Raw genomic sequence first — 25,545 nt, forward strand, 5'->3', positions numbered from 1 at the left:
TTTGTCAACATTATTATTATTATCAGTAATTACGATATACAACTTCTGTAATGTTGTTTGTAACCAACAATCATGTACTTACCCTTTAAACATGTAGTTCTTCATTTATTGCTACTCATAGACAAGGCTATCTAAGATTTCTTTCATGCTGAGTTCAGCGCATGCCATGGACGTGTCTGCTACGCCATAATACATTTTCACCGTGTCCCCTTCGACGATCGCTCCACAGGAGAACACGACATCTCCAAAAAATCCTTCTTTCTCATATGGCGCATCCGGTTCCAACACAGGTGATGCGGAACGAGCAATGACCTTCGCGGGATTTTCCAGATCGAGCAAAATTGCTCCCATGCAGTAACGGTGTTCCTTCGTTGCACCATGATACAATTCGAGCCAACCTCTTTCCGTTCGGATGGGAACCACTCCTCCGCCTATCCGACCGCTATCCCACATGCCTTCACGCAATCCAATCAGATGCTTGTGATTGCCCCAGTAAAGTAAGTTATCCGATTCTGCGATCCAAATTTCTGGCATGCCTACGCTTTTCATAGTTGGACGGTGAAGGGCATAATATTTCCCACCAATTTTCTCCGGGAAGATCAATACGTCCTTGTTATCTGGGCTAAATATCATGCCATGATGCGTAACGTTGATGAAGTCTTTTGTGGAAACCATGGATTCACCGATACCAACCGGGGAAACGACTGAAAAATAAATATAATAATCATAACCAATTTTCGTGACGCGCGGATCCTCAACACCAAATACTTCTTGCTCGTTGGAAGGATAAATGAACGGCTTGCTATCTATGGTAAAATGACGTCCATCCGTGCTTCGCGCTATTCGAATATAAGAAATCGACGTCAGGTATGCAAAAGTTGCGCTCTGTGATCGGTCTCTTACGACACGCGGATCTGAGAAGTCATACCGCTCGTCGTTTCTATCCAATTCCACTAGATCAATACGACCCGTTGCCGAATTATACATCGGGGCCAGCACAGTATCCGGATCGTCATTTATAGGCTGTTCTGCAACCCGAAGCAACAGCAGGGTTTCCCCGTTGTATTCAGCAACCCCCGCATTAAAAGCACCGATAACCTTAAATCCTTCATGATAGGGCTGTACATCAGCAGGCGTAATAAGTGGATTTTGTTCATAACGATAAATGTTCATTATACACGCACCTCAAGGGCTTCAAATTTCAAAAATGGATCCGGGATGGTAATTCTATGTGCCTCCGCATCGCTGATGCCGGCATACAAATCGGCGGTACCGTCTTCCTTACGCACAAGACCTCCGCTAAAAACAACATCGATCAGGTCCTTCCGTTTAGCCACGCCAGGCAGAAATCTGTCTCTAACAGCAATTAGTTCAATATCCGAATAATCGCCGGTACGTGGGTCCAGCACAAACACCATCGGATAATAATGACGATTCTCCGCCTCATCGAAACTGGCGATGTGGCCTAGAATCCCAATCATCCCATTAGAAAGCAAATGAAGATCGTTCGCGCCCCCCCACTCCGCTTCGATAAATTGATCCTTCAGAAGAGGAGTCTCCTCAATCCGTTCAATCGTTAATTCTGCAAGCGAAGCCAATTGCGTGAATCCGATCTTCCCACGGCCGCCCTTCTCTCCCTGAGGTCTCGTGAACATGGCGATACTACCGTCATGAATTTCGGCTATACGAAGGTCCTTCATCCCGTTTGGTCCTGTAAAAAATAGCGTAAGATCTTGGAGTCTCTTCCCTTTATACATAACCGTCCTCCAAGCTAGAGCTCCATCATTAGTAGGATGAGGATAAACCTCTACTCCACCAAGAACGATTTCCTCTCCGATTCGAGTATAGAACGGGTCCTGAAGCGTTAGCTTTGGCATCCCTTCTCTAGGCACCCAGGCATCGTACCGTTCGACAAAAAACATAATCTCAGAATGCTCACTGTCTCTGGATTCAACACGCCCTGCAATAACGATTTCCCCTTCATCTTCAAACGGAGCAGTAATATTATATACATCTCGCTCCCCTACTCCAGTGAACAGAAGCTTAACAGGATTTATCACAGGCTCCGACTTGTCCAAGTATTGTTCCAGTAGTGTTTCGCAGATTATCGCTTCATTATCGGTTATTTTCACCATTACATTTCCCCCATATCTAGTTTGCACAATTATGTAATACAAAATAAAATGACAAAATAAAATTTATCATCACTGTAACGTTACTATACAGTTCATTTTATTTCCATTTTGTATTTAAACTCATTATTAGTGACCAATAATAAAAAGTCAACCCTAACAAAAACCCTAAGATTCACTTATAATAACAGTTTCCTTTTTCTGAAAAATAAGATATAATTGTAACGTTACAACTCCGTTTATCGTGTAAGCACGACAGTTTGATTGGAAAGGAATGTTATTATGAAGGTTACTATGCAGATGATTGCTGATACTTTACATATTTCTAAAAACTCCGTGTCTCAAGCCCTTACGGGAAAAGATGGAGTTAGTGATGAAACGCGGCAGCTGGTCATCAAAACGGCCCAGAAACTCGGGTATTTGTACCCCGATACTAAAAAGAAAGTGAAATCCGAACGAAGTGGCAGCATCGCATTGATCGCTTCGGATTTCGCTTTCTCTCAGAGAAACTTTTTTGGAGAGATTTATTTATCCATTGAGCAAGAGTGCTCCAAACGTGGAATGACTTTGCAAATTCAGTCGGTAAATCCGCAAGCTAGAGACGAATTGGTTTTGCCATCATTTCTGCAAAATCAAGGCGTTGACGGATTACTTATTCTTTCTCATATCAGCACTGACTATATTAATACCGCGCTTGCAACCGGCATCCCTACCGTTCTCATCGATCACCACCACCCTCGTATTCATGCGGATTGCATTTTAACCAACAATCGCTTTGGCGGGTATGATGCGGTTAGTCATTTAATTCAATTAGGTCATAAGAAAATCGGATTTTGGGGTAATGTCTCTTTTTCACCTAGTTACCAAGAACGTTTGGAAGGATACCATATGGCTATGAACGAAGCTGGGCTCGCCTTTAATCCTGATTGGCTTGTTAAAGATGCTTTGGAGGAGTCGACCGATGTAACCGACAAACTCTTAAGAATGGATTCTCTGCCAACGGCCTGGTTTTGCGTCAACGATGGTTTAGGTTTCCTTTTAATTTCCTCACTACAACAATTGGGTCATAAAATTCCTGATAATTTCTCCGTATGTAGTTTCGACAACGGCCAACTTTCGCGCATCAATACTCCGACGACGACGACGATGGGCGTTGATTTGAGTAAATTCGGTCAAATGGCCATACAACAATTATTCTGGCGAATGGAAAATCCTTCAGAACCCCATATGGATATTATTCTGCCAACTATCCTGATTGAGAGAGAATCGACAAGTAAGCCTTCAGAAGATATCTCCTAAGATGCGTTATGATTTGCAAAATACAAACAAGGCTTTGAACCTACCCAAGAGCAGGTTCAAAGCCTTGTTAAGCATGAAAGCCCCTTAGAAATCTAGTCATATTATACAACCGATGATGGTACTTCCCTTGCAATTGCGCAAACCGATGTGCCCTGGTGGCACCTTCAGGAGAATGTATTAAGCTAATTATATCCAACACCTGGAATGAAGCCCCATCCAGATATCCTTAATTTTCGATTAGGTTTCCAATGAAACTTCCCGCAGCAAGCGAGGCCACTGAAAAACTTGTGATTTTATTTTGCTATATTATATGTAAATTGAAAAGGGCGACTTTCCATTCTGAATGAATAGTCGTCTTTATTTATGTTCTACTCTGTCTCTTTTACTTCATGAGTGTCGGTATTTTTTTGAGATTAACTGTGAATATGGCCATCGCCCCTTACATTTGCATGCCAATGAGACCCGAGGAAGATGCCACATCATACCCGTGTCGGTGTTTTAACTCACTATTTTTGGCTTCTATTTTATAGCGTTCTTTTGCCTTCTCTTTGAAGTATTCGCTTTCTTGGAATACTTTCTATGCACTATGCTCCGCTGATTTAATGCTTACCGAATAGCTTTTTGTTTTCTCCCCTTCTTTATAACAACCATCTTTCAAAGGACATTGTCTACATTTACTAATATCAAAGTAATAGGTATCTACTTGGTTTTCCCCTACATCTTTCCTTCCTTGACGTGTTTTATGAATCGCCATATGTCCAGCCCTACAAACATACATTCCTGCATTTTTATTGAACTCAAATCCAAAATCTATACTTGCAGATAATAAGGTCTAATGTACGACATAGCGCAGGTAACGGAATTATCCTGAAGAAGCGTAAGCGTTCGCCTACAAGCTTTCCTACGGAAAGCTTCTTCAAATGCATAAGTTTGCCCTCTGATTTCAACCGGAATGCGGTATATAATCAAGAAATCGGAGGGAAACAGCGATCGAATGGACAATCCGTTATCGTAGCGGCTTCCTACACAAATACGTGTGGACTTTTTCAGTGGCCTCGATCATGTCAGAAGTCATCTAAATAATTATTTATTCCTAATGGCTTTATGAAGCTAAGGAATCTGCTTCTACACGTCGGCGCCAGATGAACCAGGTGCTTGATTGGCATAATGTCCACCATTTGGCTTCATAGTTAACTCCGTTATGTGTAACTCTGTTGCCACTGACTCAAAGGCACTTCCTCCCCCTTATCAAGAGTATGTATATAAACCCATTGTTCAAATCCGAATTCAGAAGATCCAGCCACTCATATGTGAAACAAATTACGATATGCCTTCAATCGCACCCCAACAGAAAAAAAGGTCCTGCTCGTTTTGCAGAACCTTTTTACATTTAAACTATTACATTTCTAACTTCCGATCATTTACTCGTATCGGAAGTTAGAAATGCGATTACACAATATCCACTCTATCAATATTTCTAAAAGTGAAATAGGCTATACATACTCCTATCACAGCTAGTGTAAGAGGAATCGCGATAATAGAACTAAGTGAGAAATCACCATTGTTAGAGTTGACCACCCCGATAATCAATAGGGATGACACAATCGTTGTAGGGACTGATTTCTTCCGCATTCCAAAATATAAGGAGATGAGACTCATTCCCGTTGCCGCTATTGCCTGAACGACAATATTAATTAACTCTGCCGTTATTCGATCGCTAGTTAGATCATTTGTAACAAAGTCCAAATAATGATTAACCATGATAAAGCTCCCTGATACAAACACATTCGAAACCACAATAACGATGAATGTCATTCCCGTAATCAGCAGGATTTTAGCAAGAATGATTTTTTTACGTTGAATCGGATAGGTAAACAGAACCGAAATGGTATTACTCTTATATTCATCAATGATTAATTTGGCAAAGAGTACGGATGCGAAAATAACAAACGTTACTCGAACGAAAGTTCCTACGACCGATAGTGCTTCAGTTACACCTGAAAAGACAGGATTACCCTCTAGACTTTCCGCATAAGGCATAAAACAAATGAATAGAACCATACACAGATTTGCTATCACAGCCCCTTTAAAGTACCATCCCATTTTATTCTTTTTCATCTCAAGCTTCATCAAGTTAAGCATAATTCTCAACCTCCTCAATTTGCGTTAAGAAGTATTCCTCTAACGACGCTGTTTTTTTATTGATCGATTCGATTGCAACGTCATTCATGATTAACATTTTGGAAATGTCTGATTGAGCTATGCTAGTCTCGTAAATACGAATAACTGAGTTATCCATCACCTTGAAGTTTTTGATATGAAGCTTATTCTCTAGAATGAAGGTAGCCTTCTTATAATCAGACGTCTTGAGCTCCACATAGTCTGTATTCTGCCCTTTCATTGCATCCATCGGAATCTCTTGGATCAACCTTCCACTCTTAATGATACCTATCGTATCTGCTATCAGTTCAACTTCTCCCAATAAGTGACTTGAGATTAACAATGTCATCCCATACTCTTTACTCAACATACTGAATACATTTCTCATATCTTTCATACCCACAGGATCTAGCCCATTGATAGGTTCATCTAGAATTAATAGCTCCGGCTTCGTGATGATGGATCTAGCGATACCAAGCCGCTGTTTCATACCCAGAGAGAAATCTCGGATCGCTTTATGATCCACATTTGTTAAATGTACTAAATCCAACGCTTCTTTAATGGCCTTCTTATTATAAAACCCCATATATCCACAGTGTAATTCTAAATTCTCAAGTGCTGTCAATTTGTCATAAAAGACAGGATTCTCAATAATGCTCCCTATCCGCTTCAGGTACTCGATAGAAGAATCTGTTAATGGCTCTCCGAAAATTTCAATGTCACCACTTGTCGGCTTGACCAGATTCAGCAACATCTTCATCACGGTCGTCTTCCCTGCTCCATTGGGACCTAGGAATCCGTATATCTGCCCTTGATTGACCCTCATACTCACATCCGTTACGACATCTTTGCCCTGAAATGATTTGGTTAAATGGTTCGTGCTCAGGATAACACTCATTTTTATTGGCTCCTTCAAATGTTCTTATCTAAAGATTAGAGCATAACCTTTTCTTTTTTATTTCTTAATTCTTACAAAAACCTTACGAATACGCATCACACTAATATGTAGCCCGTCGAAGCTGTACAGTAAAGGTCGTCTTTTTAAAAGGTATACTCCGAAGAGAGATTTCCCCTCCTAATTGTTCAACTAATCTTTTTGTTATGGTGAGACCTAGTCCGCTTCCCTGAAATGATTTATTCCTTGAGTCTTCGAGCGTGTACATTCTTTCAAACACAAGATCATGGTGTTGCTCGCTAATGCCCTTCCCTTGATCCCACACATCAATATATACATAGGATTCATCATTTCTTAACGTAATACCAATGACTTTACCATCTGTCCCGTATCGAATCGCATTATCCATGAGGTTATTCAATATTCGCTCTAGAGCCTCAACATTCGCGTAAGCATATATCGGAGTTTCTGGTATTTGAATCGTAGGCTGAAGTTGATGACTTTGAATCACATCATAGAACGAAAGAATACTATCCTTGCACACACCATTCATATTCACACGTGTTATAACAAAATCCTGATCATCTGACTCTAACTTAGCCAAATCAAAAAAAGTATGGATCATCTTTACGATTTCTTGCGCCTTTTGATGAAGCATTATTAATAATCTCTCTTGTTCTTCCTTATCTAAGTTGGGTTGATGAAGGATCATTTCAATTGTTCCTAGAACGACGGTTAAAGGCGTCTTTAAGTCGTGAGACATATTAGCAAGCATTCGTCTCATAACCATTTCTGTTCGCGTAAAATTCGCTGTTAACTCTTGGTTGGCGTCTAACAACCGATTCATCGCCGTCAATAGGGATTGTAAGCTCACGTCATCCGTGACTCTCATAATTTTCTCAGAGGACTTAGTCTCTACAATAGATATCAATTTGTTGTAACAGTATTTCAAATCCTCAGTTCTTCTCTTCGTAGCTATGTATTGAAGCATAATGATGATACTTAATATTAAAATGATACCAACGAGTAGGATTATCATACTAGAACTCTCCTAGTCTATAACCAATTCCCCATAGGGTTTTAATATACTGAGGCTCTGAAGGGGTGTCTTCAATCTTCTCTCTTAATCTTCTCATATGCACATTAATGATGTTCTCATCTCCGAAATAGGGTTCGTCCCACACCGATTGATAAATATGTTCTTTAGTGAATACCTTTTTAGGATTCGTCATTAATAACTTCAGAATTTGTAATTCCTTAGAAGTTAACTTTAGTTCTTGTCCATTCTTGCTAACCGTTAGATTGTCCAGATCCATCGCAATCTCATGAATCGCGACGATGTTCGTTCTAGCAATACCAGACACATTCATGTGATAATTTGCTCTCCGCAGAGCCGCTTTCACTCTAGCAGAAAGTTCTATCATAGAGAATGGCTTAGGAATGTAGTCATCTGCTCCAAAACCAAGTCCTAATGCCTTGTCCACTTCACCGTCTTTCGCAGATACGATCAGAATCGGAATCAGACTCTTATCTCTAATGATTCTTAAGAAATCCATCCCACTTAACTTTGGAAGCATCAAATCTAGAAGAATCAAATCGAATGCCTCTTCGGTAAACTTCCGTAATGCCTCTTCCCCATCCTTCGCATGGATAACGGAGAACCCCTCTTTTTCTAAATAATTCACTACCATCTCACCGATGGAAGGTTCGTCTTCTACGAGTAATATTGTTCCTGACACTTTATCTCCCCCTGCTACCTATCACGTGTTATATCTATGATTGTATCTTACTTCCACTACATTATCATCCTACTAAACGGAAACAATAAGGAAGTATAATCCATTTTTAGTTCCTAATGATTGGATATATCTCATTGACCGGTATACTAATAGTATATATAATTCATATATACTTTATTGTACCTATATGTGTGCTTAATATATACTTAATATTGCAGTCATGGAGGTGTTTTAGTTGATGAAACAAAACACTACGATCCGATCAGAAATAGAAGAATACATAAGACAATCAGGAATAGACCTACAATCATTCTCCAAATCCGTCGGTATGAACCAACCGATGTTAAGTGCTATGTTAGATAGTAATCCCCTACCTATCTCTATAGAACAGCTAGACCTTATTACTGCTGGTATGGGATTCTCAGACGGGCAGTTATACGATTTATATATAGATGAGTGCATCCGAACTAATGATCCGAATTGGCAGACGATAGGATCATTTCTAATTCGGTGCGCAGAACTAAAGAACCATGAATGTATTCGCAAAGTACTAACTTGTCTAGTTGAATATTCAAATCAGACAGAGTCTATATTTGAATCAGCCGAATTCTTGTTAGAACAAGGTTGGCAAGATGCTGCTGCAATCATGTACGAGAGTGTTATTGAGAGTGAGGAATTAGGTCATTCTGAACGCATAGCAATAAGTTATTTTAGACTCTTTCAGATTTATAGAAAAGATGGACATAAGAGCTTCATGATTGCTATGCATTTCATCCCTTATCGAAACCGATTACCTGAAGGGTATGCGCTTGATGGGCTAATATTGCTTGCTGAACTATTTGCCTTTAAACAAAGATGGGATGAAGTCGAGAATTATGCAAATGAGCTGACACAATTGGCTGAAAAGGTCTACCTAAATCAGATATGGAAAGATGCTGAATTTAATTCTTCTCGTCCTTTAATATATTACTTTGGGCAAGGCTATTTGTTTAAAGCAGGTTCTTATGAGCATCGTGGGATGTTCGCAGAATCGAAGATATGGATTGAAAAATATGCTGATATGAGTTGGTTTGAAGGGTTAGATGAGACTGGAATTCAGGAATTGAAACAATTCAATATGTTTGCTAGAGCTAACATATTGTCCGTTGAAGTTAAAGCAGGAAATCTAACTAGAGTATCAGAATACTTAGATATTCTAAAACAACATCCAAGGGAAATTGTAGAGGGTTTAACTACGTTAATAGAATCTGCCAATCGGAACAACTTCTTTGTTGACGAATTTCTCGATATATTCAAAGATCAAATCGCAAAATATAGAATTGATCACAAAGAGGGATGGAATAATCAATCCGCTTCATATTACTATAAAGAGCCTTACTATACCTATCGTTTTCACATATTTTTCCGAACATATGCCCTATACTTTTTTAGAAAAAAACTATTTAAAGAAGGACTGGAGAATGTTATTCAGAGCTTCAGACTTTCATTCACTATAAATAGTAAAGACGGTATGGTCAACAGTATGACCTTATTTGAAATGCATCGTCAACATGCAACTCAAGAGCAACAATCTGTTTATTCTGGAATATGTAAGGAGGTGTGGGAACATGAAGAAAATCTTCGTCCGTATGGCGACGCAATTTATGATGGTTAGTATTCTAAGCGCTGGTGTAATAGCATTATACTCTCATGGTATGGGATATTAAACAAAACAAGAGCTGTCTGCAAGAAGTCTTTAAAGACTTCTTGCAGACAGCTCTCTTTTATTCATCAAAATGATTGTCTATCTATTCACCCAAATCCACATTCTTCGAATCTTTCGCTCCATCCGTTGTCGTAACGGTGATAGGCGACCATTCAGCAATCACGGTCTGTCCATGAACAGACACACTTCCTTCAGGCGATAAGTCCTTTTCTGTCATCATTCCCAGCGCAATCGTGAACTGATTCAACTTGATTGGAATATTCTTATCTCGTCTGATCTCAACACCATTCAAATAGAAAATAGCTTCATCCGTAACACGGTTATACGTAATTTTATAGGTGTTAAATTCTCTTGCTTTGAAGTTCGTATCTTCTTTAAATATGCAGAAGAAGCGTGTCTTATCAGATGGTGGCACTACAACTCCAGGAAAAGGAAGAATGCCAAACACACTAGCATACTTATCATTTCCAGCAAAGAAATCGAGCGCTGCACCCGTTGTGAAGTCCAGTAAATTCAAGGATACATATCCATCGTACAGGTCATTTGGAGCTGTATTCTGTGTACGAGCGCGGATATCAAGTTCGAAGCTTACTTCTCCCGCTTCTGGTACAATGACAGACTCTACGGAGTAATACATATGTTTCGCATTATCTAGAATTTGAACGTGATCATTCTGCCGACTTAGTGTAGCGCGAGCATACAGAATTCCATTACGTACAATTACGACAGCGTCCGGTTCACGATACTCCCAGAAGGTTCCATCAGGAAGTGGGAAGCCCCCCATTTTCCACACTTGCCCTTCATCTAAAATTGTATGAAAATCACCAATCACACGTGTATGTTCCATCATCGATCCCTCGTTTCATCTAATATGATTGTTTCTATTATCGTTAAATTAACCCTTGAATAATCATAATTACGATAAGGAGAAGCCCGAATCTAAACGTTGCCTTTACGGAACCCCCCATTAGTGGTAAATAAGCTCTTGAAGAGTTCTGATCCTTCAATTTACCATAAACCCGGTACAGCGGAATGAGTACTAACCATGCGATCAACGCATAATACGGTAGCGATCCTACAAGAACAGCTACTAAAAGGGATATAACCGCAAGCAGAAGTAACACCTTCGAGAATCGAAGCGCTTTTGCTTCACCCCATACAACAATCAAGGTTTTCTTACCCGCTTGAAGATCTAGCTTCCAATGTAAGAAATGATGATTAAATAAAATAAGAGTCGTAAGAAGTCCTATTGGCAAAGATAAAACAAATGCACGAACATCCATATGAGATGTCTGAACATAATAAGCGCCCATTACAGGTAATACACCAAAGGAGAGCAAAATAGCAATTTCACTGAAACCTTTTCCTCGATAACCTAGTCTCAACGGAGGCGCAACGTAGAAATAAGCGATCATCCCCCCAATAAGGCCAAGAACAAATGCCCACCAACCACTAAAGATACTTAGAATAACACCAGATAGAATAGCTATTCCAAATAAAGACCAAGTTACGATCGTATATACTTTAACACTCCATGTCCCGTTTGTCAGATATCCAGAATGACTGGTTATCGCATCCACCTCTTTACTTACACCCGTATCCGCACCATTCTTATAATCCCATAAGTCATTAATCATATTGGAAAATAGATGGGCAAGCCCTGCTCCAAGAAGTGTTAGCAAGAATAACCACACATTAAATACGCCATCCCATACCCAAGCGCCTAGTGCCCCTAGAGCAACTGGAATAAGCATAACCATAACAATTGAAGCTCGTGATGCCTTTAAAAACTGTCTGAACTTATCCAAGTTCATGCCCTCCTTCTCTACAAGATAATGAACAAATCATGTAGTAATAGTCTATCAATACAACTTGAAAATACCGCCTACAACTAACCTAGTAGACGGATAAACTGATAACATTCCTAAAATACAGAATATCATATTTTGTTGGATTGTGTCATGTTATGAGATTGGTTATTCTTCTTCATTTTAACAGAAGTTTTGAAGTCCTTAATCTTCTGTGATTCCTATAATAACTTCTCATATTTACTAAAACCATTAACTTCGCCCATATATTCGTATCCATTCTGGCTATAGAAACGATTTAATGTTGTATTGTCGCCCACACAATCCAATCGAATTCGGTCTTTACCATCAAAGCAAACACCACTTTCAGCCCAACGTAAAATATCTGCACCAAGACCTTTACCAGCATACTCACGATGAATAGCTAACCTATGTACAAACACGGAAGTGTTCGAATGACTTTCGTCCTTACCCCACAAATTGTTATCCCATTCACTTACCATCTGCTTCAGAATAACCGTACCCACGCATACACCATTCTCTTTAAAAGCAAAAACCTCTCCACGTGAAATAGACCCGACCATATCATGACTATCTACTCCATGTAACAAACCACTCCATTGCGTTGAACCTTTACTTTGCAGCCATCTTGCATTCCCAATTAGTATACGCATTATATCTTCTGTATCCTTCAGGTTAGCTTGAGATGCGCTAACTCGCTCATTTACATATTTATTTCTTACGATTGAATTCATTCATATCCTCCGTTGTGTAAGTGTTAGTACATCATAGAGACAGGCAAAAAGCGCAAGACCGAAGTCGTACTCAGCTCTTTTCACCTGCATATCTAAAAGTATAATTATAGGATAAACGCTTTAGTAATAATAACTAACAAAATGAAGAGAACTAAAATTGCACCTGTAGAGCCACCTAAACCTATCCCTCCAAATCCTCCAATTCCACTCATGATTCATTCCTCGTTTTGACTAGAATACATCATAGCTTATTCAGGATACAGATTATGGAGCGGGCTAATCGGCAATGAGTTTTGAAAAAACGCGGTTACATATGATGTCTGTCAGGTTCCAATCCTAATTGTATAATAATAGCTGTAACTAATGTATCTAGTGGATTTATTATCTTTCCAGAGCGTTTATATTCTACTTGTTCAGATGCTTCCACCATAGATAATTGAGCGACAGAAATAACTCTGTTTTCATTCTCAATTATTGTACGCAAGAACTTAGATATTTCCAAATTGTACTCTTCTTTTCGACCTTGCATGATTAATTCAAAAGTATCATGAATGACTACAGCCTCTACATCTAGGGTTTGCCCTTTAGTGTTAGCATAATCATAAAGACGTCCCAAGGTACCATCGACCGTTGCAGGATTCGTAAACAAGATCGTCTGAGGTTGCTGAATGCTGCAAATATAATCAAAGAAAGGTTCATCAATTTTTATAATTGGCGTAGATATCGATAGTTCATCTTCCTGTAACAATGCAATGTAATTGGTACAAGTAATGAGGATAGCATCCACTTTGTTCTGAGCTATCCATTCTATTTGCTCCTTCACTTTGTTCTCAGCATCTGAACGTGTGAAACTTTCATCATTTGTGACTCGATACATTAACGCAGGATCAACAAAGTGTACTAATTCGATTGTATAATTGGATAGTGCATTTTCGATATATTCGATGTTCGAATAATGCGCATGTAAGCATGCCAATCTCTTCCTCAATTTAGTCCTCCTTTTAAAAATAACTTTTCACAATATTATACATCTATTTGAATCCTTACAGGGTCTGTTTCTACGAGTGAAATACGTCAACACTATCATTTAATTTAATTCTTATAAGAAAACTCGGTTTAGTGTCTTGTTTTGTCGAAGAAGCACGTTATAATAGAGTATAAATTATAAAAATAATATTAGGAGGATTTACATGAAACACAGAAAGCTTTGGTTAACCGCTGCTCTTGCTCTTATATTGGTACTTAGTGCATGTGGTGGTAACAACGCAGCACAAACAAATTCTGGGGCGCCACAAGATACTGCCTCCACAGACTCAGGACAACCGAAAGATGGCGGTTCGATCATCATCGCAGTACAAGATGATCCTAAGGTGATGAATCCAATCTATGCGAGCGACCGAGTGACACTTACGGTCGATCAATCCTTATACGCTCCATTGTTTAAAATTAATAACGGTAAGAAAACTTATGTACTTGCTGAAGACGTAACTGTATCGGACGACAACCTGACTTATACTGTTAAACTACGTGACGGATTGAAATGGCATGATGGTGAAGCACTTAATGCTGATGATATCATATTCACAGCTAATAGCATTATAGATGAGAATCAACATAGCTTCCTTCGTAGCCAATTCATATTGAATGATAAGCCGGTCAAAGTAAATAAAGTAGATGATTTGACTGTAGAATTTATACTTCCAGAAGTAACCGCCGCTTTTGACGGAGCTCTTGTACAATTCTTCCCGATTCCAGAACATATTTTTTCCGGTGTTGCAGATATAGAGAAGAGCGACAAGAACAATACTCCTGTAGGTTCAGGACCATTCAAGTTCAAAGAGTACCGCGCTGGTGAATATGTGACTTTGGAAAGATTTGATGATTATTTTGCAGGAAAATCTCACTTGGATACGGTAACTTATCGTGTCGCTAAAGATACAAATGCAGCTAACCTTGCGCTTCAGAATGGCGAAATTCAAATGCGTATGGTAGATACACAAGATTACAAAAAACTCAACGATACGAAAAAGTTCAATTTGCTAACTTATTCTGAAGGTCGACTTCAATATATGGCTTTCAATCTAAATACCGATGCTATGAAGAAAAAAGAAGTTCGTCAAGCGATTGCTTATGCACTAGATAAGAACGAAATTATTACGGCTTCCTATACATCCAATGAATTTGCTGAGCCAGCATCTTCCATTCTTACACCAGATACATTGTACCAAACGAACGATCTTGAAAAGTATGACTACAACCTTGAGAAGGCTAAACAACTGCTTGCCGATGCAGGCGTTAGTAACTTAAAGATTCGCCTTGCTTATACCAATACCAACAAACCACAAGAAAGTCAGGCTCTATACATTCAACAAAAACTAAAAGATGTTGGGATCGAAGTGGAATTGTTGCCAATGGATGGTACAGCATACGGTAACAGAACGTTAGATTTGAATAACAAGGATTTCGATCTATCCTTTGGTGGCTACATTATGGGATTTGAACCTGACGCCTATAAGACACTCTTCCAAAGTGATGCTGCTTACAACTATTCACATTATAAGAATGCTGAATTCGACAAGCTATGGGATAATGCGGCTATAGAAGTTGATGTTACGAAACGTGAGGAATTGTACAAACAAATCCAACAAACCGTAGCTAATGAAATGACTATCTACCCTATCGCTTACACCAAGGCTATCGTTGCTGTAGACAACACCTATGGGGGTATCGAAGAAGCTACACCGAAACCTGTCGTTATGCTTGACGATTTATCCCAAATACACAAAAAATAAATATAGCTTTCTTACTATACACGCCGGCCGGCAACGGCCGGCGTTGGTCCGGAGGGGTATTGCTTGAAAAGATATATCTTGCGAAGGGTCGGACAAGCCGTCCCCCTTCTTTTGTTTATTTCAATTATTTCGTTCGCACTTATCAAGCTTGCACCGGGTGATCCTGTTCTTTCTTTTGTTACTCCCAATATGGGAGCTGAAGACGTTGAGCGTATTCGGCAGAATTTAGGTCTTGATAAACCTGTGTATGTTCAGTATTTATTATGGCTCAAAAATGTACTTTCAGGTGATCTTGGCTACTCATTAGTTAATCATCGTCCTGTGATGGAGCAAATATTAGACCGTCTTCCAGCTACAATAGGCCTTATGGGTGCAGGATTATTTCTGTCTCTGCTCATTGCCATTCCATTAAGCATGTATGCAGGATCACGTAAGAATCGCCCTATTGACCGAATTCTTAGCTTATTCTCTTATATCGGAATTTCCATTCCAAGCTTTTGGTTCGGCATTATGCTAATCTATTTGTTCGCAGTAAAGCTCCATTGGCTTCCTAGTATGGGCATGCGAACGATAGGTTCTGACTCCATCCTAGATATTATAAAGCACGGGATTCTCCCTGTGACAGTACTCCTCTATATGAACGTTTCTGTCTATATGAGATATATTCGTTCCAATACCATCAGTCAGTTGGAAGAGGATTATGTGCAAATTCAATATGCCTATGGTTCTACTACGGGAACCGTTCTATGGAAGCATGTACTCAAGAATGTGCTCCTACCCGTCATTACCATTCTAGGGATGTCTCTTCCAGAGCTCATTGCAGGAGCCTTCATTACAGAATCCGTATTCTCTTGGCCTGGCATGGGTTCACTAGGCATTACAGCAGTACATGGGCTCGATTATCCCATTATTATGGGCATTACGATGCTCTCCTCCATCATGCTCGTTGTGGGTAATCTGGTGGCGGACATCTTATACGGCGTGGTCGATCCACGTATCAAAACGGGGTGAGAAGCAACATGAACTCAATTAGATGGCGTAATATAACAACACAATTACGCGAACAAAAAATAGGTATAGCTGCCATTGGAATTCTGGTGCTATTTGTGATTGCTGCGGCATTTGCTTTCCTATCTCGACATGACCCCAATCAAATCGTAGTGCTTGATCGATTAAAGCAACCTGATTCTAATCATTGGTTCGGAACAGACGATTACGGACGAGATTATTTTGCCAGAGCTTTATATGGGGGCCGAGTATCTCTTAGCGTCGGTTTTCTCTCTATGGTTATCTCCGTCTCGCTAGGAATGGCGGTAGGAACGATCAGCGGTTATTTCGGAGGTTGGGTAGATACTCTACTTATGCGATCGGTTGACGTACTTATGGCCATCCCTTCTTTCTTTCTTATGCTTATATTGAATGCATATATGAAACCGGGAATTGGAACGATCATTGTCATCATAGGTGCACTCAGCTGGATGGGTATTGCCAGAATCGTAAGAGCTGAGACACTCTCGGTTAAAGAACGCGAGTATGTGCTATATGCCCGTGTATCGGGTCAAAGCAAGTTCCGTATCATCCTTAAGCATATTATTCCCAATATTATGCCTACTATTATTGTGTCAGCCACGATCAATATCGCTTCAGCGATTCTTATGGAATCTTCCCTTAGCTTCTTGGGACTCGGTGTGAAGCAGCCTAATTCCTCATGGGGAAGTATGCTAAATGATGCACAAAGCTTCATTAGTGAAGCCCCGTATCTAGCCATTATTCCTGGGGTATTTATATTACTGACTGTGCTATCTTTTAATTTCCTTGGCGATATATTCCGGGTAGCCTTTGAACCGAAAGCGAATAAACGTTAATAAATCTTATGATGCGTGTTCAAAAGATAACTGATTGAACAACCTCTTATGGAATATTCATTAGATATATTGGAGTGAGGAGTATTATGAACGACTTACTATCTGTTCGAAATTTAAAAACCTCGTTTATGACTCGTGCTGGAGAAGTCCAGTCTGTCAGAGGGGTTAGCTTCAATGTACAAGCTGGAGACGTTATTGGAATTGTCGGAGAATCCGGAAGTGGCAAGAGTGTCACTGCGAAATCGATTATTGGATTAATTCAACCTCCAGGTAAAATTATAGACGGACAAGTCATCTTTAACGGTCTCAATCTGGCATCTATGTCAGACAAAGAATTACGCCGAATTCGAGGTAACGAAATTTCAATGATCTTTCAGGACCCTATGACTTCTCTTAATCCTGTTATTCGTGTTGGAAAGCAGTTAATTGAGGTCATCAGACGTCACCGTAAATTAGACAAACATGCTGCAAGACAACGGGCTATTGAATTGCTTCGTGAAGTCGGAATTCCTTCGCCAGAGCAACGGATTGACCAGTATCCTCATGAGTTTAGCGGCGGTATGAGACAACGAGTGATGATAGCTATGGCTCTCTCGTGTAACCCTCAACTTCTCATTGCAGACGAACCAACTACTGCACTAGATGTCACCATTCAAGCACAAATTCTAGGACTTATGAAGCAACTTAAAGAACGTACGAATACAGCCATTTTATTAATTACACATGATCTCGGCGTTGTCGCCCAGGTGTGTACTCGGGTTATCGTCATGTATGGAGGTCTAATTATGGAAGAAGGAACCGTGGAGGAAATCTTCGAACATCCACGTCATCCTTACACCCAAGGATTGTTGAAATCGATTCCTCGAGTCACGTCTGGTGGGCGGCAACGGTTATCTACTATAGAAGGTACTCCACCAGATCTACTTGACCCTCCTTCCGGTTGTCCTTTCATGGAAAGGTGTCCACATGCAGGAGACATATGTAAGACCATGCCTCACTATGCCAATTTCAATGAAGAGCACCGCGCTCTTTGTTGGCTATATGAACCTGCTGAAGGCAATGATGCGAAATGGAGAGAGGGGGATACAACATGAATCCAAATCCAGAAATTCTACTAGACGTACGCGGATTAAAGAAGTATTTCCCTGCGCGTGGAGCTGGAAGTAGTGGAAGAAATATGCTCAAGGCTGTAGATGACCTCAACTTTCACATCGATCGAGGGGAAACCTTCGGATTAGTTGGGGAATCTGGATGCGGTAAATCAACGACAGGTCGAAGTATCGTACGCTTATATGATGTAACGGATGGTGAGATTCATTTCGATGGACATAATATTGCTACGATGAATGAACGTCAATTGAAGCCTTTCCGTAAAAGAATGCAGACGATATTCCAAGATCCCTATTCCTCACTGAATCCAGGTATGAATGTCGCACAGCTCATTAGCGAACCGATGGAGATTCACGGGATCGGAAGCAAGCAGGATCGCCGGGATACCGTATTAGAATTACTTGAGAAGGTGGGTCTGAAAACGGAGCATGCCCTACGGTATCCACATGAATTCAGCGGAGGTCAACGCCAACGGATCAGTATTGCAAGAGCCCTATCCGTTCGTCCTGAATTTATATTATGTGACGAGCCAATATCTGCGCTCGATGTGTCGGTTCAAGCTCAAGTTGTCAATATGCTTGAAGATCTTCAAGCAGAATATGGCTTAACCTATCTGTTCATTGCCCATGATCTATCCATGGTGCGCCATATTTCAGATCGTATCGGAGTGATGTATCTCGGTAAACTTGTCGAGCTTGCTCCAAGTGATGAACTGTATGACCACCCAGCTCACCCTTATACTCAAGCTCTGCTTGAAGCCATTCCGCAACCCGATCCAAAGATAGCTCAACAACTATCTTCACCTTCGATTACAGGTGAATTACCAAGCCTGATACAGGATTTCCAAGGTTGCAAGTTCGCCTCAAAATGTCCATTTGCTCAGGATCGGTGTCGCCAAGAAGAACCTCAATGGCTTGAAATTTCACCAGGTCATTATACAGCTTGTCATCTATATGGAATGAACTAAAGACGATTCAGGAGTGTAAACTTTAGTTCAATCCATCTATATGACAACTAGTAAATATATAAGAATATAGGTAGGAAGGCGGAATCATAACATGAGTAATGAAATCAAAATCTCACAACACACTGCGATTTTACTAGAACACGCCAGAAAATCGTTGAACGATGAGGCACAGATTAGAGAAGCTGTGCGCTTAAAGGATGCCACACTTCTTAAGAATGCAGAAGAAGAACATTATCAATACGAAGATTTTTTTACGTATGCTGAGGAGCATACCGAGAAGCTCGAACAGGCGCTTGAAGGATATCGAATGACCTTTAATACCCGAAATGGTCTGAAAATTTGGGTTGAGGAGAAATTCAATCTCCAAGCCCATGTAGACTTCAGATTTGGTGAAGACAGAATGGATGAAATCCAACTTACTAAATACCAAGTATCACAGTTAAAGGAATCTCTTGCAGTCAATTGGGTCGTATTAGAGAAGCCGCTTCATGAAGGCATTCAAGAAGTTTCTTTAGTTCTACGTGGAGATGTCGATAGATGACTGCTACGCGGACGGGATATCTTTGCGATCGCTGTTGGCGGTGAAATGTTTTTTAGGGGGCAAAGACGAACCGCTTTTACAGAACAATTTCCTCCTCTGCACTACGATCTAGCGAACAGTGTTTATAAATCCTATGTAAAGAAGAACTCTAGTGAGACTAGGGTTCTTTTTAGATTTAAACAACTAAATTCAATTTCACCAAATATTCCAATAACGTTTGCGCAGCCTCTTCGACCAAATCCCTGTGCGAATACAAGGTGACCTCGGAAGACTCTGGAGGTTCTTACACATCTGAGATACCAGTAAACCATAATGTGTATATTGGATGTTCAGACAAATGCTTCTCCCTCCCTATAAGCATGAACAAAGCTTAACCATATTGCCTAACTCGACGTATTTAACATACTTTTTACACTTGTATGCGCTATAGCTAACGGTTGATCGATACAATACATGTATGCACACATAAATGAAGGAGGCTATGTATTGAAAATTGACTTTCACTTTCATCTAGAAGAAGGAACTTATTCTCTAGCATGGCTTAAACGTACAGGATTAGCATTGGAACAAACCTCACGTAACTCTTCGAGTCAGACAGATCATGAATCCCGTGCCTGGATTGAGCATATCACCAGAAGCCTCTCCCGTAGAATGAAAGAAGGCTGTTACTCCGAGGATTGGATTACAAGATATCTAGAACAGGGCCGTAAGAAGGGTATCACAAAATTCGGTGTTGTCGATCACTTATATCGTTTCCACGAGTTCAAGAGCTATTATGAAGAGTTTATGCTGTTAGATGATAGTCCATTAGGCAAAATGCAACGTGAATGGTTAGACCTTGTATGTACTTACTCTATTGAGGATTATTTATCCGGTATGAGGAATGTATCCAGGTTCTATGAAGAACTATCTATTGGTATAGAAGCTGATTATTTCCCTGGTAGTCAAGAGAAACTTCGGGCTCTACTTAAGCCTTATCAGTTAGATTATGTAATTGGTTCTGTTCATTTCCATGAGGGCTGGAAGTTCGATCATCCAGATTCGCAGAGTCATTTTGAACATTACGATCTATCTTTGCTGTATAAGCAATACTTTGATACTGTAATTGAAGCGATACACAGTGGTCTTTTTCAATTCATGGCTCATTTAGATCATATCAAGGTGTACGGGTATGTACCTCCAGATGAGGAACTAGAAGGTCATTATAACGATGTAGCTGCTGCCCTTTGTATTGCCGACGTCGCAACCGAAATAAATACAGGGTTAGCCTATCGCTATCCAACCAAGCAAATATGCCCCAGCTTTTCATTTTTATCTATTCTAAAAGATTATGAAGTACCGATCACTCTTTCTTCCGATGCACACTTCCCAGATGAATTAGGTACTATGCTGGATGATGCCCTTCAACTTGCTAAAGAGATTGGATATGAAGAAATCGTATATTTTAAAAATAAGCAGCGCCTCGTTATCCCTTTATCTTCTCCTACAAACAACTCCCTTGTTAGCCTAGCACAATAAATAGGTTCATGAAATCTTCCTCTATCTCTATATACTCAAACAAAGATCCCCTATGCATGCTGGTAGGGGATCTTTCATTTTATATATTATCCATTAGCTTTTATTATATTTATTAACTTCCCTTTTTGACCAATCCCGCAACGGTACGATTCAATGGCCAGCACAATTTCAAACCATATCTATTAGCAAAACTATATTTGAATATTATGGTATTGAGATACATAATCTGAATAATGTACGATCCCAAATTCAAAAAGTGAAAGGATGTTTTTACGATTATGAATCAGAGAAAACACATCAAATGGCTTAGCATAAGCTTTCTTACATTCTTTTTCTTACTCTCTCTACCCTTCGCCACTTTCGCAGCAAGTACGGAGAATGCCACAGAATCGGATCTAACCATCAAGTATGATTGTTCTTCAACAGCTACCCAGCAAATCTGGAAAATCCAAAACCCTACCACACTCGACTATAACAGCAATTGGCCGAATGGCGGATACTGGATTAACCGTAATGCCAAAGGACAGGAGATACAACAACAGTGGTTACCCAACATTCCTGCTGGTGGAGAAGTCACTCTTAAGTTCGATATCACGGACTGGGGCACGTATTCTGGTCAGAACATCCCTGCTCGTTTAGACATAACCGATAAAAACTATAAACTACTTCAATACAAACTTGCTGTGTGTGAAGTAGAGAAGAAGATAGAGATTCAATTCGTTAAAACCGAAGGTACTAAAACATACTTTAGCGTAACGAATACGACTGATAATAAGTATAAGGGCCTGTGGTATGCTTTTGTTAAAAATAGCCTTTATGCTAATGATGGATCTATCATTATTCCAAATGATGGTCAGCCTCATGATCTCGTTGTAAACTATTGGAATCTAAAAGACAATCCTCTTACCAAATTGATCCTTTCTGCACCGGATTCCGGATGGTTAGGTGCCTTAAAACCACCTTTAGCTGTTTGGATACCTTAAACAAATTCGATACTAAATCCTAAACTAAAAGAAGCTGGCATCGATATTCTATCGATATCAGCTTCTTTTAGTTTAATTGAGATGGCATAAATAAAATTAACAGCCTGTCATTCATCACAGATATTTTTGTGTTAGGAACAAACCTCTTTCCTATCTATACGTAGGGCTCATGATTTAATCGCACCCTGAGTAATCCCGCCAATAATCCATTTTTGCGCGAACAGATACACAATGACCATCGGCGTTAAAGCAAGCAGGTAAGAAGCGAACGCCAGATTGAAGTCGGTGCCGAACTGTCCTTGGAACACATATTGCACAAGCGGAAGCGTGTAGGAATTCTGGTCTCCCAGCAAAATAAGTGGCAACATGAAGTCATTCCAAGTGGACAAGCAGGATAAAATCCCAATTGTTGCGCTGATTGGTGCGAGGAGAGGGAATATGATTTTCCAATACGTCCCCCACGTCGAAGCCCCATCCATCGTCGCCGCTTCTTCAAGCTCAATCGGAATCGAACGGATATAACCAACATACACAAAAATATTAAAGGCGAGGCCGTACACGACATAGAGAATAATTAGCCCAACAATGTTATTCATATGGAAGTCCGTCGTTACCTTAACCACAGGCAGCATAATGATCTGGAAAGGAATGAACATCGCGCTAATGAAATAGAAATACAATACTTTGAAGAATTTGTCCTTCATATTTCGCGCAATCGCATAAGCTACCATCGAGTTGGTTAGAAGAATGAATACTACCGAACTAATGGTAATAACCATGCTGTTCTTTAAAGCATTGAAAAAATTGGTCGCTTCGATCGCATTGCGGAAATTCTCAAAGTGAAGCCCCGTCGGTAGCGAGAAGATAGAAAGAGCCATTTCCTCTGGGTTTTTCAATGCGATGCTGATCGTCATATAGAGAGGGAACAAAATGAGCAGTGAGCCCAACGCAATAAGTACAGTAATGGTCCAATTCGTTGCTTTTCTCATCACATATCCATCTCCCGTTTCTGTAAAAATTTAAGCTGAAGCGCCGAGATTACGATGATAACAATAAAGTAAATGACAGCGTTCGCCGATTGGTAGGCAAATTCTCCACCCTGGAATCCCCCTGTATAAATAAGTAGTGCAATGGACTGTGTCGAGCGTCCTGGACCGCCTCCCGTTAGAGCAATGATCTGATCGAATACCATCAGTCCGCTCTTCATAGCAAGCACCATATTGATAGTGAAAAATGAAGCCAGCAAAGGAAAAGTAATACTTATGAATTCTCTGAATTTACCCGCTCCATCCAGATTCGATGCTTCATACAAGTCCCGCGGAATCGTCTGAAGACCAGCCAAATACAATATTGTATTAAATGCGATACCCTGCCAAACAGCAACTATAACAATCCCGATCCACGCCCAATCGGCGTTACCGAGAATATTTTGCGAGAGAAATTCACTACCCAGTTTCGCTCCCCAGATCGTAAAAACATTGGAGAACAAGTAGTTGAAGATGAAACCAACAATTAGTACGCTGAGAATGTTAGGCAAGAAATATACACCGCGAAAAAAGTTCTTGAATTTGATCTTGGCGTTCAATCCCAGTGCAATAAGCAAGCTGAGCACATTAATCAAGATGGTCACGACAATGGCGTATTTAAAGGTGAATACATAGGAATTAATCACATTCTCATCTTTAAAGATGTTCACAAAGTTCTTGAATCCTACAAAATCATAACTCTCGCTGAAGCCATCCCAGTTCGTAAACGCATAAAAGATCCCTTGTATCGCAGGGAAGGTATGAAAAGTAAAGAACAGCAACAAAGCAGGTACAGTCATCAGGTAAAAGGCAATGCGGCGTTTAGCCATAAGTTGGTTCTCCCTTCTAAAAAACAGCGGAGACAAGAGTACTTCATACTCCTCTCCGCGCATTTTTATATTATTTACGGTCGGTAACTTTGTCCCACTCGGTATCGAGTTTAGTCAGATACGCGTCAATATCCTTCTTTTGCAAAAATTCTTGAAAAATTGTCTCTACTTTCATACCCGCAGGGATATAGTGATCGGCGAAATCGATCAAATTACCACTTTCGAATGATTCCTTCAGGTCAGTCACACTGGCATCGTCTTGTGTCACACCTGTCACAGCTGAGAACGCTTTTTGTTCGGATATATATTGTTTCACGTTGTCCGGCTGGGTCAGGAAGGCTACAAATTTCTTGGCCTCCTCTTTATGCTTCGAGCTCTTAGCAACGGTCAGCAATGTATCCACACCGGAAACAAGCTTATTCTTCGTTGATTCATTTGTGCTTGGGAAGGGGAATACACCCAATTCAATAGCCGGATTTGCCTTTTGAATTTCAGGTATAGCCCATACGCCCTGCATGTACATGGCAGACTCGCCTTTAGCAAAAGCAGTGTTACCGTCATTATAACCCTTACCAAAAACATCCTTTTGGGCAAACTCCAGTAGTTTAAGCTGCTTCTCAGCAACTTCACGATACGTATCCTTGAACGTTACGGTTCCTGCCGCACGCTGTGCGAAGAAATCAAGACCTACGATGTTGCTCTCCAGAGGATTGAACATTGGAAGTGTTGTCCACGCATCCTTTAGTGTGAGATAGAAAGCGTTTTGGCCAGAATCCTTAACCTTTTGAGCAACTGCTATGAACTCATCCCACGTTTTTGGAATCGTAAGGTTCAGCTCTTTGAAGATCGCTTTGTTATAAATAACACCGTTCGCATTGGTTGAGAAAGGAATACCATTCATCTCCGTCAACCCGGTCATACTTTTCAGCATATCGAGATAAGCGGGTTGGATATTCTTAATCAGCGGGTCATTCGTAAAATCTTCAAACAGTCCGCTTTTGGAGAGAGTCGAGTACGTATCCGTAGCTCCTATTCCGACTACGTCAGGAATATCCTTTTTCGCTACGCGTGTCTTCAGAACCGTTTCTGCATCCGGTGGATTCACTTGGGTTACCTTAATGGTTGGGTTAGCTTCATTGAACTTGGTAATCAACTTGTCGAAAGTGGCTTTAGCTTCAGCTTTATTCTGGAAGAATTCAATTTGGACCTTGTCGCCTGAAGCTCCTTCAGAATTACCGTTATTACCACATGCACTAAGCAAAGAGATCGCGAGTACGCCTGCCAAGAAAGGTTTAATTACTTTTTTCATCATCTAATCCCCCTGTTTGGTGGTTATTGTTGTTATTCCAGCTCTTGGTTATTCCTATTATTCATCCACTTAATCATAGGAGTAAACGTTTACGTTATATTCATGTGTTACC

General features: G+C 40.3%; 24 protein-coding genes and 1 pseudogene. 10 read left to right on the forward strand and 15 right to left on the reverse strand.

Going from position 1 to position 25,545, the window contains the following annotated elements; all coding sequences use genetic code 11:
• Nucleotides 1–111 precede the first annotated feature (111 nt).
• Both PGLA_RS02035 and PGLA_RS02040 read right to left on the reverse strand, forming a co-directional pair.
• Nucleotides 112–1,173 carry a BtaManbiosPhlase gene (locus PGLA_RS02035; protein ID WP_068527913.1) on the reverse strand — a complete coding sequence of 354 codons (1,062 nt, stop codon included), beginning with the start codon at nt 1,171–1,173 and terminating at the stop codon, nt 112–114.
• Entirely contained in the window at nt 1,173–2,135 is a 963-nt protein-coding gene (locus PGLA_RS02040) for an MTP-1 family protein (RefSeq protein ID WP_211269485.1), read from the reverse strand. The genes PGLA_RS02035 and PGLA_RS02040 overlap by 1 nt, the downstream gene beginning before the upstream one ends.
• A gap of 279 nt (nt 2,136–2,414) precedes the next feature.
• Here PGLA_RS02040 and PGLA_RS02045 point away from each other — a divergent pair, with 279 nt between their 5' ends.
• Nucleotides 2,415–3,431, forward strand: a complete 1,017-nt coding sequence (locus tag PGLA_RS02045; RefSeq protein ID WP_068527916.1) for a substrate-binding domain-containing protein — start codon at nt 2,415–2,417, stop codon at nt 3,429–3,431.
• A 439-nt stretch (nt 3,432–3,870) separates the two neighbouring features.
• On the opposite strand, the pseudogene PGLA_RS27260 reads toward PGLA_RS02045, so the two are convergent.
• The 5 genes and pseudogenes from PGLA_RS27260 to PGLA_RS02070 all read right to left on the reverse strand — a co-directional run.
• A pseudogene (locus tag PGLA_RS27260) lies at nt 3,871–4,233 on the reverse strand (transposase); the annotation flags it as partial.
• Nucleotides 4,234–4,880: 647 nt separating this feature from the next.
• Entirely contained in the window at nt 4,881–5,573 is a 693-nt protein-coding gene (locus tag PGLA_RS02055; protein ID WP_068527919.1) for an ABC transporter permease, read from the reverse strand.
• Entirely contained in the window at nt 5,566–6,489 is a 924-nt protein-coding gene (locus PGLA_RS02060) for an ABC transporter ATP-binding protein (RefSeq protein ID WP_068527921.1), read from the reverse strand. The genes PGLA_RS02055 and PGLA_RS02060 overlap by 8 nt, the downstream gene beginning before the upstream one ends.
• Before the next feature lie 100 nt (nt 6,490–6,589).
• Nucleotides 6,590–7,525 (reverse strand): sensor histidine kinase, encoded by a 936-nt coding sequence (locus PGLA_RS02065; RefSeq protein ID WP_068527924.1) that lies wholly within the window; start codon nt 7,523–7,525, stop codon nt 6,590–6,592.
• A 1-nt stretch (nt 7,526) separates the two neighbouring features.
• Nucleotides 7,527–8,177, reverse strand: a complete 651-nt coding sequence (locus PGLA_RS02070) for a response regulator transcription factor (RefSeq protein WP_068528381.1) — start codon at nt 8,175–8,177, stop codon at nt 7,527–7,529.
• A gap of 286 nt (nt 8,178–8,463) precedes the next feature.
• Here PGLA_RS02070 and PGLA_RS02075 point away from each other — a divergent pair, with 286 nt between their 5' ends.
• Nucleotides 8,464–9,879 (forward strand): DNA-binding protein, encoded by a 1,416-nt coding sequence (locus PGLA_RS02075; protein WP_068527926.1) that lies wholly within the window; start codon nt 8,464–8,466, stop codon nt 9,877–9,879.
• Between the two features lie 133 nt (nt 9,880–10,012).
• Here the strand turns inward: PGLA_RS02075 and PGLA_RS02080 are convergent, their stop codons facing one another.
• From PGLA_RS02080 to PGLA_RS02095, 5 genes are all read right to left on the reverse strand, one after another.
• Entirely contained in the window at nt 10,013–10,777 is a 765-nt protein-coding gene (locus PGLA_RS02080; protein WP_068527929.1) for a DUF6081 family protein, read from the reverse strand.
• Between the two features lie 43 nt (nt 10,778–10,820).
• Nucleotides 10,821–11,744, reverse strand: coding sequence for a prenyltransferase (locus tag PGLA_RS02085; protein ID WP_245699659.1), 924 nt, complete (start codon nt 11,742–11,744; stop codon nt 10,821–10,823).
• A 215-nt stretch (nt 11,745–11,959) separates the two neighbouring features.
• Complete coding sequence (locus PGLA_RS02090) at nt 11,960–12,493, reverse strand: GNAT family N-acetyltransferase (RefSeq protein ID WP_068527933.1); 534 nt, start codon at nt 12,491–12,493, stop codon at nt 11,960–11,962.
• A 104-nt stretch (nt 12,494–12,597) separates the two neighbouring features.
• Nucleotides 12,598–12,705, reverse strand: coding sequence for a sporulation protein YjcZ (locus PGLA_RS26475; RefSeq protein ID WP_084410660.1), 108 nt, complete (start codon nt 12,703–12,705; stop codon nt 12,598–12,600).
• A 95-nt stretch (nt 12,706–12,800) separates the two neighbouring features.
• On the reverse strand, nt 12,801–13,481 hold the full coding sequence (locus tag PGLA_RS02095; RefSeq protein ID WP_068527936.1) for a hypothetical protein: 681 nt from the start codon (nt 13,479–13,481) through the stop codon (nt 12,801–12,803).
• A 202-nt stretch (nt 13,482–13,683) separates the two neighbouring features.
• Between PGLA_RS02095 and PGLA_RS02100 the strand changes: the two genes are divergently transcribed.
• From PGLA_RS02100 to PGLA_RS02135, 8 genes are all read left to right on the forward strand, one after another.
• Entirely contained in the window at nt 13,684–15,285 is a 1,602-nt protein-coding gene (locus PGLA_RS02100; protein WP_068527939.1) for an ABC transporter substrate-binding protein, read from the forward strand.
• 63 nt (nt 15,286–15,348) lie between these two features.
• A complete protein-coding gene (locus tag PGLA_RS02105; protein ID WP_068527943.1) occupies nt 15,349–16,296 on the forward strand; it encodes an ABC transporter permease in 948 nt (315 codons plus the stop codon).
• Nucleotides 16,297–16,304: 8 nt separating this feature from the next.
• Nucleotides 16,305–17,150, forward strand: a complete 846-nt coding sequence (locus tag PGLA_RS02110) for an ABC transporter permease (RefSeq protein WP_068527946.1) — start codon at nt 16,305–16,307, stop codon at nt 17,148–17,150.
• An 86-nt stretch (nt 17,151–17,236) separates the two neighbouring features.
• Nucleotides 17,237–18,244 carry an ABC transporter ATP-binding protein gene (locus PGLA_RS02115; RefSeq protein ID WP_068527949.1) on the forward strand — a complete coding sequence of 336 codons (1,008 nt, stop codon included), beginning with the start codon at nt 17,237–17,239 and terminating at the stop codon, nt 18,242–18,244.
• Nucleotides 18,241–19,227 carry an ABC transporter ATP-binding protein gene (locus tag PGLA_RS02120; protein ID WP_068527952.1) on the forward strand — a complete coding sequence of 329 codons (987 nt, stop codon included), beginning with the start codon at nt 18,241–18,243 and terminating at the stop codon, nt 19,225–19,227. Before PGLA_RS02115 ends, PGLA_RS02120 begins: the two co-directional genes overlap by 4 nt.
• A gap of 91 nt (nt 19,228–19,318) precedes the next feature.
• Complete coding sequence (locus PGLA_RS02125) at nt 19,319–19,768, forward strand: hypothetical protein (RefSeq protein WP_068527955.1); 450 nt, start codon at nt 19,319–19,321, stop codon at nt 19,766–19,768.
• Between the two features lie 486 nt (nt 19,769–20,254).
• The gene (locus tag PGLA_RS02130; protein ID WP_068527957.1) at nt 20,255–21,286 is read left to right on the forward strand and encodes a PHP domain-containing protein; all 1,032 of its coding nucleotides are present in this window, start codon (nt 20,255–20,257) and stop codon (nt 21,284–21,286) included.
• A 278-nt stretch (nt 21,287–21,564) separates the two neighbouring features.
• On the forward strand, nt 21,565–22,269 hold the full coding sequence (locus PGLA_RS02135; RefSeq protein WP_068527959.1) for a hypothetical protein: 705 nt from the start codon (nt 21,565–21,567) through the stop codon (nt 22,267–22,269).
• A 167-nt stretch (nt 22,270–22,436) separates the two neighbouring features.
• On the opposite strand, the gene PGLA_RS02140 is transcribed toward PGLA_RS02135, so the two are convergent.
• The 3 genes from PGLA_RS02140 to PGLA_RS02150 form a co-directional block, all read right to left on the reverse strand.
• Nucleotides 22,437–23,258, reverse strand: coding sequence for a carbohydrate ABC transporter permease (locus PGLA_RS02140; RefSeq protein ID WP_068527962.1), 822 nt, complete (start codon nt 23,256–23,258; stop codon nt 22,437–22,439).
• The gene (locus PGLA_RS02145) at nt 23,258–24,124 is read right to left on the reverse strand and encodes a carbohydrate ABC transporter permease (RefSeq protein WP_068527965.1); all 867 of its coding nucleotides are present in this window, start codon (nt 24,122–24,124) and stop codon (nt 23,258–23,260) included. The genes PGLA_RS02140 and PGLA_RS02145 overlap by 1 nt, the downstream gene beginning before the upstream one ends.
• A gap of 70 nt (nt 24,125–24,194) precedes the next feature.
• Nucleotides 24,195–25,436 (reverse strand): ABC transporter substrate-binding protein, encoded by a 1,242-nt coding sequence (locus tag PGLA_RS02150; RefSeq protein ID WP_425415330.1) that lies wholly within the window; start codon nt 25,434–25,436, stop codon nt 24,195–24,197.
• Between the last annotated feature and the right edge of the window lie 109 nt (nt 25,437–25,545).

The sequence above is a fragment of the Paenibacillus glacialis genome, from assembly GCF_001637205.1.
Taxonomy (GTDB): Bacteria; Bacillota; Bacilli; order Paenibacillales; family Paenibacillaceae; genus Paenibacillus_AQ; species Paenibacillus_AQ glacialis.